At 59.3% G+C, this 11730-nt stretch carries 15 protein-coding genes and 3 pseudogenes; 2 read left to right on the top strand and 16 right to left on the bottom strand.

Annotation, left to right across the window (positions count from 1 at the left end):
- Window positions 1-248: 248 nt before the first annotated feature.
- The 12 genes and pseudogenes from QD461_RS20390 to QD461_RS20335 all read right to left on the bottom strand — a co-directional run bounded on the left by QD461_RS20390 (window position 249) and on the right by QD461_RS20335 (window position 6937).
- A complete protein-coding gene (locus QD461_RS20390) occupies window positions 249-371 on the bottom strand; it encodes a hypothetical protein (protein WP_414089386.1) in 123 nt (40 codons plus the stop codon).
- 13 nt (window positions 372-384) lie between these two features.
- Complete coding sequence (locus QD461_RS20385) at window positions 385-654, bottom strand: hypothetical protein (protein ID WP_414089406.1); 270 nt, start codon at window positions 652-654, stop codon at window positions 385-387.
- 240 nt (window positions 655-894) lie between these two features.
- A pseudogene (locus QD461_RS20380) lies at window positions 895-987 on the bottom strand (hypothetical protein); the annotation flags it as partial.
- 146 nt (window positions 988-1133) lie between these two features.
- A complete protein-coding gene (locus tag QD461_RS20375) occupies window positions 1134-1724 on the bottom strand; it encodes a mobile mystery protein B (RefSeq protein ID WP_414089385.1) in 591 nt (196 codons plus the stop codon).
- Window positions 1721-2185, bottom strand: coding sequence for a mobile mystery protein A (locus tag QD461_RS20370; RefSeq protein ID WP_414089384.1), 465 nt, complete (start codon window positions 2183-2185; stop codon window positions 1721-1723). Before QD461_RS20370 ends, QD461_RS20375 begins: the two co-directional genes overlap by 4 nt.
- A 288-nt stretch (window positions 2186-2473) precedes the next feature.
- Window positions 2474-3691 carry an arabinose transporter gene (locus QD461_RS20365; protein ID WP_414089404.1) on the bottom strand — a complete coding sequence of 406 codons (1218 nt, stop codon included), beginning with the start codon at window positions 3689-3691 and terminating at the stop codon, window positions 2474-2476.
- A complete protein-coding gene (locus QD461_RS20360) occupies window positions 3688-4032 on the bottom strand; it encodes a putative quinol monooxygenase (RefSeq protein ID WP_414089383.1) in 345 nt (114 codons plus the stop codon). Before QD461_RS20360 ends, QD461_RS20365 begins: the two co-directional genes overlap by 4 nt.
- A gap of 75 nt (window positions 4033-4107) precedes the next feature.
- Window positions 4108-4434 carry a carboxymuconolactone decarboxylase family protein gene (locus QD461_RS20355; RefSeq protein WP_414089382.1) on the bottom strand — a complete coding sequence of 109 codons (327 nt, stop codon included), beginning with the start codon at window positions 4432-4434 and terminating at the stop codon, window positions 4108-4110.
- 92 nt (window positions 4435-4526) lie between these two features.
- Complete coding sequence (locus tag QD461_RS20350) at window positions 4527-5294, bottom strand: SDR family oxidoreductase (protein WP_414089381.1); 768 nt, start codon at window positions 5292-5294, stop codon at window positions 4527-4529.
- Window positions 5295-5297: 3 nt separating this feature from the next.
- Window positions 5298-6188, bottom strand: a complete 891-nt coding sequence (locus QD461_RS20345; RefSeq protein ID WP_414089380.1) for an aldo/keto reductase — start codon at window positions 6186-6188, stop codon at window positions 5298-5300.
- An 11-nt stretch (window positions 6189-6199) separates the two neighbouring features.
- Window positions 6200-6445 (bottom strand): tautomerase family protein, encoded by a 246-nt coding sequence (locus tag QD461_RS20340; protein ID WP_414089379.1) that lies wholly within the window; start codon window positions 6443-6445, stop codon window positions 6200-6202.
- Window positions 6446-6448: 3 nt separating this feature from the next.
- Window positions 6449-6937 carry a cupin domain-containing protein gene (locus tag QD461_RS20335; RefSeq protein ID WP_414089378.1) on the bottom strand — a complete coding sequence of 163 codons (489 nt, stop codon included), beginning with the start codon at window positions 6935-6937 and terminating at the stop codon, window positions 6449-6451.
- 133 nt (window positions 6938-7070) lie between these two features.
- On the opposite strand from QD461_RS20335, the gene QD461_RS20330 reads away from it, so the two are divergent.
- Window positions 7071-7976: a LysR family transcriptional regulator gene (locus QD461_RS20330; RefSeq protein ID WP_414089377.1), complete on the top strand. Its 906-nt coding sequence runs from the start codon at window positions 7071-7073 to the stop codon at window positions 7974-7976.
- 30 nt (window positions 7977-8006) lie between these two features.
- Here QD461_RS20330 and QD461_RS20325 read toward each other — a convergent pair.
- A pseudogene (locus tag QD461_RS20325) lies at window positions 8007-8288 on the bottom strand (transposase); the annotation flags it as partial.
- A 44-nt stretch (window positions 8289-8332) separates the two neighbouring features.
- Here QD461_RS20325 and QD461_RS20320 point away from each other — a divergent pair.
- Window positions 8333-8922, top strand: a pseudogene (locus tag QD461_RS20320) (ABC transporter substrate-binding protein).
- Here QD461_RS20320 and grpE read toward each other — a convergent pair.
- From grpE to QD461_RS20305, 3 genes are all read right to left on the bottom strand, one after another.
- Entirely contained in the window at window positions 8845-9474 is a 630-nt protein-coding gene (gene grpE, locus QD461_RS20315) for a nucleotide exchange factor GrpE (protein WP_414089376.1), read from the bottom strand. The pseudogene QD461_RS20320 and the gene grpE sit on opposite strands and share 78 nt — an antisense overlap.
- Window positions 9475-9553: 79 nt before the next feature.
- Window positions 9554-10123, bottom strand: a complete 570-nt coding sequence (locus QD461_RS20310; protein WP_414089375.1) for an HdeD family acid-resistance protein — start codon at window positions 10121-10123, stop codon at window positions 9554-9556.
- Between the two features lie 268 nt (window positions 10124-10391).
- On the bottom strand, window positions 10392-11378 hold the full coding sequence (locus QD461_RS20305) for a cation diffusion facilitator family transporter (protein WP_414089403.1): 987 nt from the start codon (window positions 11376-11378) through the stop codon (window positions 10392-10394).
- Window positions 11379-11730 lie beyond the last annotated feature (352 nt).

Raw genomic sequence — 11730 nt, 5'->3', positions numbered from 1 at the left:
AACCAGACCGACAGCTTCCGGCTCCAAATCGGTCATTCAAACTAGGCTAAGTTATTAGCTCCGCTATGAATCTTCCACAGACGGAATTTTGTAATAACAGGGTCGCCGGTGCTGATCCTTTCAAGAGCAAGTAAGTCTCACTCTGCAGCCAGACCTAATGCGAGTTTGAAAGATGGAGGCACGATCCGCACAATGAATTCGAAGTCGCCGGGCATGCGGTGCTCATCTGAGCCTATACAAGCGACCGTTCAGTATTCACGCTCGGCGCCGAAGACGGTCGAGATCTGAACAATTTGCGCCTTCGATCCCTGATCGTCTCTACGGATCGCCCAGTAAAGGCAATCGGGCTCGAGTTTCGTCAACGGGATCATTGCGGTTTATCTCCTAGCCATGCTCCAGGCTGAGCGCTCGCGAGCCCGTGCGCAGCGAGCGCAGGAAGAGGAAGCCGCAATGCTGCTTGTCCTTCTCGGAGAAGGGCGGCGGCGTCTCCTCCTCTGTCAGGCTGCGCGCGTAATAGGTATTGTCGACGAAATCGTCCTCATCGGCGTCGTATGCCCCGATGAAGGTGACGCGCAGCGCCGCCTTGATGTTCGCGGCATCCACGCCTGCGGGGTTTGCTTCCGTGAAGAAACCCCCGTCTCGATATTGAGCCACTCGATATTGCCGCCAAACCGGGCTTCCTGCTCCTCCGACAGCCCGATGATCGTGACCTCGACGGTGATTTGCGGGGCGGGCTGCGGCTCTGCTGGCGCTGCGCCCTCCTCGGCCGGAGCCGGAGCCACGGGCAGATATGCCCTCATAGAAATCGTGCTCATCGACAGGAGGCCGACGGCTCAGTCGATCCGGCCCAAGCGCAAGATCTATGGCTTCGAGAACGGAGGACTTGCCGGTGTTGTTGTCGTCGATGAGGGCGGCGTGATCAGGCAGAACCAGCTTATTTGAACTGATGCCTCTGAAATTCTCAATTGCAACGGCGTAAATCTTCAAAGCAGCCCCACGGTGCCATCCACCTCAAATTTTTTCTATTTCACAGTTAGCCCCAAATCGGTGGAACGTCACTCGCCCTATCGGCAGCATGTGCCACTTTAAGCAACCGTATCGGTGCTATCGCGCCAAGTGAGTCGGCGTGAGCCCTACGAGCGGGCGAAGGCGAGCAAGGGGCCGTAGTCGCCCGCGTCGGCGGCCTTGAGCGACGCAATATACTCTTTTCGCATTGCGGAGGGATCGACGAGATTGATCTGACCCCAGGTGAACCGCGGCTGGCCGAGTTCTATCGCAAGCAGATCGCCGATCATGCGCGAGAAGCGGCCATTCCCGTTGGGATAGGGATGAATTGCAACAACCCGGTGGCTGAAACGGATCGCGATTTCATCCGACGGAAACGTCGAGTGCTCGGCCCAATATTTCGCATCGTCGATCGCCTGATAATACTCGACCGGGATGCGATAGGCGTCGATGCCGATGTTACGTGCCGTCGTGCGATAGGTGCCCGCCCACTTCCAGACATCGCCATACATCTGTTTGTGCAACTCGTTCAGGAAACCTTGGTCGAGCACCTTGCGCTTTCGCCGCCCGACCCAACGAACGGCGTCGGCGATGTTAGCAAGTTCCGCCTCGTTCAACTCGTCGCGCGTCATGATGTAGGAAGGAATGAGCTGTTCGCGCTCTTCGGCTTCGAGCGGCGTGTTCCCGTCGTCGTCACCCTCAAAAAGCGGATCGCTCATTCCTTGTCCCACAGCTTCCGCGAAAAGTGCGCGAGGTAGTCCGCCACGATGCGACGCTTTTGTCCTTCAAGGTCTTCCGCGTTCACCGCCTGATTTTCTAGACGCATCGTGTGATTGAGATGCGCGAGTTCGTTCCGCACCTTGTGCTCGGCCTGATCGTGGAGAATGTCGTCGAGGGCCTTGGTCGGGACAAAGGCATAGACGAACTGACAGTCGAGCGCTTCCGCTGTCTCGCGCAAGGTCTTGAGGGTGATCGCGCCCGTGGCTTCTGCCTTTTCGATTGTCGTTACGCGAGAGGGGGCCACGCCCATGCGTTCGGCGAGCTGCCGTGTTGTCATGCCCAGGGCCTCCCGAATGGCTTTCGTCCAGCCACGCGAGGGCGTCACAATGCGGTCGGCTCGCAGGGGAGAAAGCCGTCTATCGAGGTTCTTTCTGGCGAGTCTAGCTTGCTTGTCGCTCATATATATGTGTCCATTTCGGGCGACATTTAACACATATATGTGAGCAAAACAATTGATGTCGCTCACTCATATATGAGCAAATTTTCAAAACTCGCTCATGACTATATGAGCAAGAAGCGGCCAGATATGGGAAAGCCTTCCCCTGCGACCGAGCCACGGTCTCGGCCGACCCCTTCTGCGGGGAGACCCCCAGGCTGTGCGAAAACTATTGGCCGGACGGTGATATGGCTTTGTACCGCTCACCGCGTCCAATATGAGCCTTAGGCGAGGGGGCAGGATCGAACGTCTTCACCGTCGGCGTTTTTGTCGCGGAAGCAGCGCAAGCGCGATTGGGACCGCAAGAAGCGCGGCAATGGCGCTCGCCGTGAACACCGCCCCAAGACCCGCGTGTGAAGCGATAAGGCCCAGCAGCGGACTACCCAAGCCAAGCGTGAGATCGAGGAACGCATTATAGGCACCCATAGCTAGCCCGCGATTGCCTTCGGGTGCGCGCTGGACCGCTTCCAGGCCGAGACTTGGGAACACGAGCGAGAAACCCGCGCCGGCAATGGCCGCGCCAACCATCGCGACCAGGCTCGATGGAGCGGCGGCGATGACGGAGAGTCCTGCCGCCTGGCCGAACAGGCAGACGAGTGCGACGCGCGCGCCGCCAAACCGATCAGGGAGATGCCCCCCGACAATGCGGGCGCCGATAAGGGCGGAAGCGAAGAGCGTGAAGGCAAGCGCGCCGTTCGCCCAATGCTGGATGGCAAAGTAGAGAGTCAGGAACGCGGTGACAGCTCCAAACGTGATGCCGCTCAGCGCGAATCCGAGACCGGGAAGAAGCACGGCAGAGAAAACCGCCGAGATATGCCCTTTCGCGACGTGTGGCGGGATCAGTGGGCGAAGCGGAGAGATGATCGCCAGCGCCACGAGCGGGATGGCGGTGCTCGCCAGCGCGATGCCAAGAAACGCGAAATGTGTGTAGATCGCGCTCCCGAACGGCGCTCCGACCGCGAGGGCGGCGAACATCGACATTCCAACCCAGGCGATCACCTTCGCGGATCGGTCGGACGTGACCAGCCCAAGCCCCCACAGCATACCGCTGGTCATGATCAGGCTCTCGGCTCCTCCGAGCAGAGTGCGGCCGACGAGCAGGATCGCTACAGAGATGACCGGCATCGACAACGCGAGCAACGAGGCGAGATAGCAAAAGCCGCCGAGCGCGCCAGCGGTCAAGCCCAACGCCATTGCCCGCTTTGGCCCGCGTGTGTCAGTAAGTCTCCCCGCCCAGAGACGCGACACCAGCGAGGCGAGGAACTGGCATCCCGCGACGAGACCAACCACGCACGGACCGAAGCCCAACACATCGTGGACATGGAGCGGCAGCACCGGCAGCGCCATGCCGATCATCAAGAACGACAGGAAGACGCCCGCCATGATCGGCATGGCCGGACGAAGGCTCGGCGCAGTGGGTTCGGTTTGAACCGGAAGGCTGGACGCCGACGCCGAAGAGGAGCGGGTTATTGAGATGGCGGGCCTCCTGCGGATTTGGCGCGCAGAACGATCGGGTCGGCTTCGATCAGTCTGAGCGACCGCACCATCGCTGCGGTGCCGTTCTTGTATTTGAGAAAATGCGGTGCCTTCAGATGCGCCTCATAGGCGACTTGATCGGCATAGACCTCGAAGATGCGGATCTGGGCCGGATCGCCCTTCACCGAGACCGCATTGAGCGACAATACGCCTGGTTCCAGGCGAACTGACGCCTCGATCTCTTCGGTCAGGAACGCTTTGTAGGCGTCCAGTTGCGCCGGATCGATTTCCAGTTCCGCCATTCGGATGATGGGATGGGGTTCGGTTTCAGCCATTGCACGGCCTCCTGACAGGCTCAGCGCCACGCCGATCACCGGCGCAGCGCATGACAGAGACGACGTGGTCGGTATTCAGAGGCCAGCTTCCTCAAACACTTTCTTGAGGATAGGCAGCGCCGTCATCGCGGGCGGCCATCCGGCGTAGAATGCGATCTGCGTGACAGTCTCGATAATCTCTTCCTTGGTCACGCCATTATCGAGCGCTTTCTTGATATGAAACGGCATCTCGTTGATCCGATACATCGCGATCAGGCAGGTGATCGTCACCAGACTGCGGTCGCGCGGTTTCAGCGCCGGGTTTTCCCAGACGTCGCCGAACAGGACTTTATCGGTGATCTCGGCAAGGTGCGGCGCGATGACGCCAAAGGACTTGCGTGCATTGGTTGGTTCCGTAGGCATCGTCTTTACTCCTGCGGTTAGGGACCATGGCATGACGGCCACCACGGTCATCGAGATCGTGGATCGGCGCGTGAAGAGGGGCGCGAACGTCATCAGTGCGCGGTGAAGCCGCCATCGATCGGCAGCGCGGCGCCGATCACGAAACTCGCCGCCGGGCTGCACAGCCAGAGCACGGCGGCGGCGATTTCCTCGGAACGTCCGAGGCGACCGATCGGCTGCTGCTTCATGATTTCGGCCATCGCGTCGGATTGACCCTCCAGCATCTCCTGCACCATCGGCGTGTCGATCGTGCCGGGACAGATCGCGTTGATGCGGATGCCGCGCGGCGCATATTCGACGCCTGCGCTTTTGGTCATCCCTATCACGGCATGTTTGGTCCCGTGATAGGCGGCGCGTCCGGGCAGGCCGACCAGGCCGCCGAGCGAAGAGCAATTGACGATTGCCCCCGAGCCCTGCGATCGCATCACCCTGAGTTCATGCTTCATGCAAGCCCACACGCCGCGCTGGTTGACGGCGGTGACGCGCTCGAAATTCGCCAGCGGCTCGTCCGCCGCGTCGAATGGCGGCACCTGGATGCCCGCATTGTTAAACGCCATGTCGAGCTGGCCATATTTGGCGACGGCCAGATCGATCATCGCCGCCACCTGTGTCTCGTCGGCGACGTCGCAGGCCATGCCGATCGCTGCCCCGCCCGCGCTGACGATCCGCTCCGCCTCCTGCGCGGCAAGATCGCCATCGATGTCAGCCAGCACCACGGATGCGCCATTCTCGGCGAAGGCGCGCGCAGTCGCGAGCCCCATGCCCTTGGCGGCTCCCGTCACCAGCGCGACGTGTCCCTTGAAGTCGTAGACCGGGTTCATGGGTCAGCCCTCCCGGCCGGTGACGGCGACCTGCCGCTTCTTGCCGAACATTGGGAAGGCGCTGGCTTCGCCATAGTCCGTATCGTTCGCAGAACCCTTGAGGGTCGCCATGTCGGCATCGGAGATGACGAAGTCGACGGCGGCATTGTCGCGCATGTGCCCGTCATTGGCCGTCTTCGGCAGAGGGAGCAGGCCGAGTTGGAGGCAGTAGCGGATGCAGAGCTGCGCGATGCTGACCCCATAGCGCTGCGCCAGCGCTCCGAGCTGGGCATTCTTGAGCGCGGCGCCGTGAGCCACCGGGGAGTATGCTTCGACCAATAAGCCCTTCGATCGCGAATAGTCGATCAGGTCGAACGGCGTGTTGCCGACATGGGCCAGGACCTGATTGACCATCGGCACGACGCTGCCGTTATCGAGCAGATTGTCGAGGTCCGCCTGCTCGAAGTTCGAGACGCCGATCGCGCGGACCTTGCCGGCAGCATAGGCTTCTTCAAGCGCGCGCCACGCTTCGAGATTACCCTCGAAGAAATGCCCGCCTTCCCGGAATTCCGCCCATGGCTGTGGGCTGTGGATCAGCATCAGGTCGATGTGATCCAGCCCGAGCACCCGGAGCGAGCCGTCGATGCGGTCTCGCGCCGCCGCGAAGGTCTTGCACTCGGCCGCAAGCTTGGTCGTGACGAAGATTTCGTCGCGGGACAGGCCGCTCGCGCGAACACCTTCGCCCACACCGTGCTCATTCTCATAGGCCTGTGCGGTATCGATGTGGCGGTAGCCGATCTCAACGGCTTCACGTACGACACGACCAGTATCGGCATCGGGAATGCGCCAGGTGCCCAATCCCAGCTTCGGGATCTTCACCTCGTTTGCGAGTGTAAATGTCTCTTCCAGTATCATAGTGCTTACCTTCAATCTGAGCGCTTCGGGCCGGGGCCGTACCCTGGCTCCTTGGTGAGCGCGTTCCATCGGCCTCGAATGTCGGGCTCATAAACCTGGGCGGTCCACGCATCGGGCTGGACCTCCTCGAAACCGACCGACACCGCTTCATCGCCGTAGTTCAGGATACGGGTGACATCCCGGACGATGGCCGCGGACAAATCGCGCTTCTGCGCGTCGGATTTGCCCGGCCAGAGCTTTACGATGACGTGCGGCACGGGTTACTCGCTTCCCAGCGCCGCGAGAGATTCCTCGTCCGTCACCTTCTCCAGCCAGACGACATTCTTGCCATCAACCGTGTCCTGAATGGCGATGTGAGTCATGGCCTCGTGCGCCGTCGCGCCGTGCCAGTGCTTTTGGTCGGCGGGGCACCACAGCACGTCGCCCGCGTAGAACTCCAGCTTGAGACCTCCCTCGACCTGTGTCCAGCCGACGCCCTCGGTCACGATAAGCGTTTGCCCGGCGGGATGGGTATGCCACGCGCTGCGAGCGCCGGGCTCGAAGTGGACGATCCCGCCACTCACGCGCGATGGATCGGGGCGCTGGAATGAGCCGGTGCCAGTGACCTTGCCGGTGAAATATTCAGCCGGGCCGTCGACCGTCTTAAGGTCGGCCTTGTGGGTGATGTCCATGGTCGTGTTTCCTTCCTGGGCCGCGGCGGCACCTGTGGCCGACACGGCAGCGGCAACGACAATTGCGAGCTTGTTCATGATGGTCAGGTTCCAAATCGACTCGCTCGCCTTGAGCGTTGGCCAATATTTAGTCGGTCGCACCGATCCGGATTAGCGCCCTCGCAAGCAATAAACTAATGAACACAGCTCAACAGTGTGTTAGTATGCTGCCATGCAGCTAAGCCGGACCGATCTTGCCGATTTCCTCTACTTCCTGGCTATCGCCAGGCATTCCAATTTCCGTCGCGCCGCTCTGGAAATGGGAGTTACGACCTCGGCATTAAGCCATGCCATCACCGCGCTCGAAGCGCGGCGCGGCGTTCGATTGTTGAACAGAACCACGAGGAGCGTGACGCTCACTGCCGCCGGGGAGGAGCTTCGGGCGTCGATCGAAGGTCCGCTGCAGAGCGTCGGCGAGGCGGCGGAGAACCTTAACAGGTTCCGGGATGCGCCAATGGGCCGCGTCAGGATCAACATTCTGGAAGATGCGGTCCCGCTTCTGCTCGATCCTGTCATGCCGACCTTCGTCGAACGCTATCCCGAGGTCGAGGTCGACGTCAGCGTGAGCAACCGCCTGATCGATGTCATCGCGGGCGGTTTCGATGCCGGCATTCGCTATGGTGGCACCGTACCGGAAGACATGATCGCGCAGCGGCTGTCTCCGGACATCCGTTGGGTTGCTGCCGCGTCGCCCGCCTATCTCGAACGCTTCGGTACGCCGACGACGCCGCACGATCTGCACAAGCATCGCTGTGTCCGCATCCGCTTGGGCAATGACCAGCTCTATCAGTGGGAGTTCGAGCGAGGCGACGAAGCCGTTGCGATCGCAACGCCAGGTCCGTTGACCGTAGACGAGAGCCATGCGGCGATCGGCTTCGGCCTCAGCGGCGTTGGCATCATCTATGGTGCGGAGCCGGTGCTACGGCCGTATCTGGATCGTGGCAGCTTGAAGGTCGTCCTAAACGACTGGGCCTCGATGGGCAGCGGGTTTCACGCCTATTATTCCGGTCGCCACCAAGTCCCCAATGCACTGCGCCTGCTCATCGATCTCATCCGTGAGATTGCTCCACTTCGTTGAAGCTTGCCGTGCAGGCGTATCGGTTCTTCCTCAATTTCTGTGATTCAGCGGCATCATTCTCGCCCTCATCAGTTCCGGGCCAGCGCGACCGTACATTGCTCGCTTCAGCATCTTGAGGCGGTTGATCTGACCTTCGGCTTGACCGTTGCTCCAAGGGAGTTCGATCGCATTTCTTACGGCATCAATATCCCGGCGCAAAACGCTGGCGAAACGCATGATTGCGGTGAGCTCGGTGTCTATGGCATCGTAGATCCATTCATCCAGTGCCTGGGAGCGCCTGCTGCGCAAGATGCCGTTGAAGCGCATAAAACACTTGCGGGCTTGACCGACGACGTCGCAAAGGCGGAGGCGGCCGCTTGGGAACCCCGCCTTTGGCCCAGACCGCGCCGAGGCATAGAGCGTGGGCTGCCGATCACACCACGAGTGACAGCTGGACGATCCGCATTCGCGAGGGTGTTACCTTTCATGATAGCAAGGCATTGACCATCGACGATGTCATCTTCGCCATCGCCCGTGCCCAAGCGACAACCGGTTCGCTCGCTGTACGCAGCCTGGAGGCGCTCGATCCCAAGGGCATTGAGATGGATGGAAAGCTGACGGCGCGCCTGCACCTGAAATATCCGCATTCGTTCTTCAGGCAGGCATTTTCCATCCGAGTCTGTCCATCGTCCCAACCGATTTCGACCCAAAGAAGCCTATTGGTTCCGGACCGTTCAAGTTCGTCGGTTTCGAGGACCAGAAATTCAACGCTGAGCGCAACCCGAATTATTGGCTCGATGGAAAGCCCTATCTCGACCATATCGAGGTAATCGGCTTCGCCGATCCGACGACTGCGGATTCGCAATTTGAGGGCGTTTGGCGGTCGCTTTCAACCCTGCGTCTTACGTGGTGGACCGCCCCGAGACACTCCGACTTTGGCGGCACGCATCGGGCGCGTTCCTATTGAATATCCGGGTTCAGCTACCACGGTCACGGTCCCGTGGGGAACATTCGGGTCTTCGGTTTCGAAGACGGCTTCGTGAAAATTCGGGTCAAAGGCCTGCCCGAGTGGATTGAGCTTGCTGACGCCATGTTTTTCCAGTGAACGCAACAATTCCTTTTCGGTCAGTTCCACACCTTCAACCAGTGTCTTGACTGGTCCATCATGCAGGCGGACTTCCTTCGGAATGCTTCCGATCGCGCGTTCAAGATAGTCTGCTACCTTTGTCATATCCTGGGCAAATTGTGTTACTGCATATTTTCGCGCGTCAGCCACATCGCGCTCGGCGCGCTTGCGTATATTTTCGGTCTCGGCAAGAGCACGCAAGAGACGATCCTGTAGCGCCGCCTTTTCCGCTTCTAGCTGACGCAACCGATCCGCTGTGTTCACTGCGCCTTGCGGGTCCGTGTCAGATCTGCCGACCTGCGTCACATGGTGCTCGGCTGAGCCTGATGAAGAATGAACGTCCTCCGAGGCAGCGCCTGGGTTCGGGTTTCCTTGCTTTTTGTCGTCGCGCATTAGACCATCCTGTCATGAGTTCCCGCTGGCTCAGATAGTCGTCGCCAACGTTGCCGGTGAACGGAATAGATTGTCTTACTTATGGTATCGCTCCGAGCTGACAAGCAAAGCCGATCAGCGCTGCGCCCTGAAAAATCAAGTCGACCGCCAGCAGAAGGCCTAGCAGCCAGACGCTATTGACCGGCCATCCGATCAAGATGACGAGGCCCGCAAGCGCTGTGACAAGGCCCGACGCCGCCAGCCATCGCCAACCCATTGCGCGCTTGGTCCGAATTCCGACGATAAAACGGAGGGACCCAGATGCGATAGTCAATACACCGAGCACTAGGGTGAGGATTATGGAGGCAAATTCGGGATTGGCAATGGCGGCAACGCCGGCAACCGCATAGACCACGCCGCCGCAGAGCCAGCATAAAAATCCGCTCCAGGTCTTGACGCCAAACGAATGGAGAAACTGGAACACGCCTGCTAGGATCATCGACATACCTACATAGAAGACAGTCGCGATGGTGGCATAGAAGAAGTTGCCGGCGGCAATTACTCCCAGGGCGATAAATGCGATCCCAAGGAGGAGAAACAATCCCCATTTCTTGCGTGCGTTGCTAAGGTCGTCTGATGTAGAAACTCCATTAATCGACGTCATTTCCATCCTCCATCGTCCATAGAGATCCCAGGGATTTGAGAATTCGATTCCAGATTGTGTTCTCGGGAGTGGCGATTTTCCGCAACTTCATCGGGTTTACCGACGCAACGAACATGCCATTTGAAATGGTTCGCAAAAACAAAGGCTTATAATGGTCGAGACGATTGAGATGGACAAGTTGTCCTGCTGCGCATCGACAATGTGTCGAGGAAGTGGTGAGATTGCGTGAGCCATTCTCACCGAGAAACCCTGCCTCGATAACCGTAAGCAAGCCTCATGGCATTGGCGCGGCAAAATGATAGTCGCCGAACCTCCTTCGGCGCGCTTTCTCAAATTCGCCCACGGTTTGGGGTTTGACAAACAGAGCAACGACCTCGGGATGTGCAGCGCGAACCTTCGCTTCGATCGTCTCGACGCATTTCTCGATCTGCTCCGTCACCAGGACTGGATCGAATTCGACGCTAAGAGCGACAATTGCCTGATCGGGCGCAAGTTGCGCCGTGAGCGCGCTGTTTGCGTGCGCGACACCTTCCTGTTCCTGCGCGATTTTACAAATGGCTTCGACTAGGGCAGGCGTCGCTCTTTCACCTATCAGCAAGCTCTTGCTTTCAATGGCCAGCAGTATTGCGGTCACCGCAAGGACGATACCGATGAATATGGATGCGACGCCATCAAGAATAGGCATGTCGAGGCGCTCTGCCGCAGTGATTCCAATCGTTGCGATCGCGATCCCGATCATGGCGGCGCTGTCTTCAAACAGGACCATGAATGCCGGTGGGTCTTTGCTTTGGTGGAAGGCTTTCCAAAACCCGATACTGCCCCGTGATTTTGCAAACGCTCTCCAACCGACGACCCAGGACGTGCTTTCGAATATAAATGAAAGCCCCAGGACGACGTAGCTCACGGTGAGATGCTCCATGGATTGAGGGACAACAACGTGCCATATCCCCTGATAGATGGCGACACCCGCCCCAAGCGCGAACAGGAGCAGCGCCACAATGAAGCTCCAGAAATATAGTTCTCGGCCGAAACCCAACGGATGCACCACATCCGGCTTTCGTGTGGCACGGCGATATCCATAGAGGATGAGTGCCTCGTTGCCGCAATCCACAACCGAGTGAACAGCCTCGCTGAACATCGAGGCGCTACCTGTTATTGCGGCTGCAACAAGCTTCGTGAGTGCAACCGCAAGATTGCCCGCCAGCGCCGCATAGACGGCAGCTCGCGCTGAGTGCCTTCGCTCCGTCCGTGGGTCCTTCACGGTTGCCGGCACAACATCCTCCTTCGAAGAGAGCCGGAATTTCTGAAAGCGATGGCCGGATCCTCAACATATCGCTTCTGCGATGCAACGATCGTGCCAAGCGGAAATTGTGCTGACCAAAGGATAGGCCTGATATCTAACGGCACTCAACTGACAGTGTGTCCGGGTTCGATAGACAAATTGACGACCGACCATGAGTGGGTCGGCTTCTCACACAGGGACGAAGTTATCTGGCGCTCCGGACTGTCTCTCCAATCTGCGACCCTTGCAAATCAATTGACCTGCGACAGATCACGGCCGCCTTGTCGGCACAATATCAGCACGTCACAGGCGCTTGTGATATGCTGGCACA

The organism is Rhizobium sp. BR 314, assembly GCF_047445805.1.
Taxonomy (GTDB): Bacteria; Pseudomonadota; Alphaproteobacteria; order Rhizobiales; family Rhizobiaceae; genus Rhizobium; species Rhizobium lusitanum_B.
This window is presented reverse-complemented; position numbering and strand designations above follow the sequence as displayed.

Coding starts and splice junctions, on each gene's coding strand:
- QD461_RS20330 (WP_414089377.1), top strand. CDS start 7,071: ATGCAGCTAAGCCGGACCGATCTTGCCGATTTCCTCTACTTCCTGGCT.
- QD461_RS20310 (WP_414089375.1), bottom strand. CDS start 10,123: ATGGAAATGACGTCGATTAATGGAGTTTCTACATCAGACGACCTTAGC.
- QD461_RS20390 (WP_414089386.1), bottom strand. CDS start 371: ATGATCCCGTTGACGAAACTCGAGCCCGATTGCCTTTACTGGGCGATC.
- QD461_RS20370 (WP_414089384.1), bottom strand. CDS start 2,185: ATGAGCGACAAGCAAGCTAGACTCGCCAGAAAGAACCTCGATAGACGG.
- grpE (WP_414089376.1), bottom strand. CDS start 9,474: ATGCGCGACGACAAAAAGCAAGGAAACCCGAACCCAGGCGCTGCCTCG.
- QD461_RS20350 (WP_414089381.1), bottom strand. CDS start 5,294: ATGAACCCGGTCTACGACTTCAAGGGACACGTCGCGCTGGTGACGGGA.
- QD461_RS20355 (WP_414089382.1), bottom strand. CDS start 4,434: ATGCCTACGGAACCAACCAATGCACGCAAGTCCTTTGGCGTCATCGCG.
- QD461_RS20335 (WP_414089378.1), bottom strand. CDS start 6,937: ATGAACAAGCTCGCAATTGTCGTTGCCGCTGCCGTGTCGGCCACAGGT.
- QD461_RS20375 (WP_414089385.1), bottom strand. CDS start 1,724: ATGAGCGATCCGCTTTTTGAGGGTGACGACGACGGGAACACGCCGCTC.
- QD461_RS20360 (WP_414089383.1), bottom strand. CDS start 4,032: ATGGCTGAAACCGAACCCCATCCCATCATCCGAATGGCGGAACTGGAA.
- QD461_RS20345 (WP_414089380.1), bottom strand. CDS start 6,188: ATGATACTGGAAGAGACATTTACACTCGCAAACGAGGTGAAGATCCCG.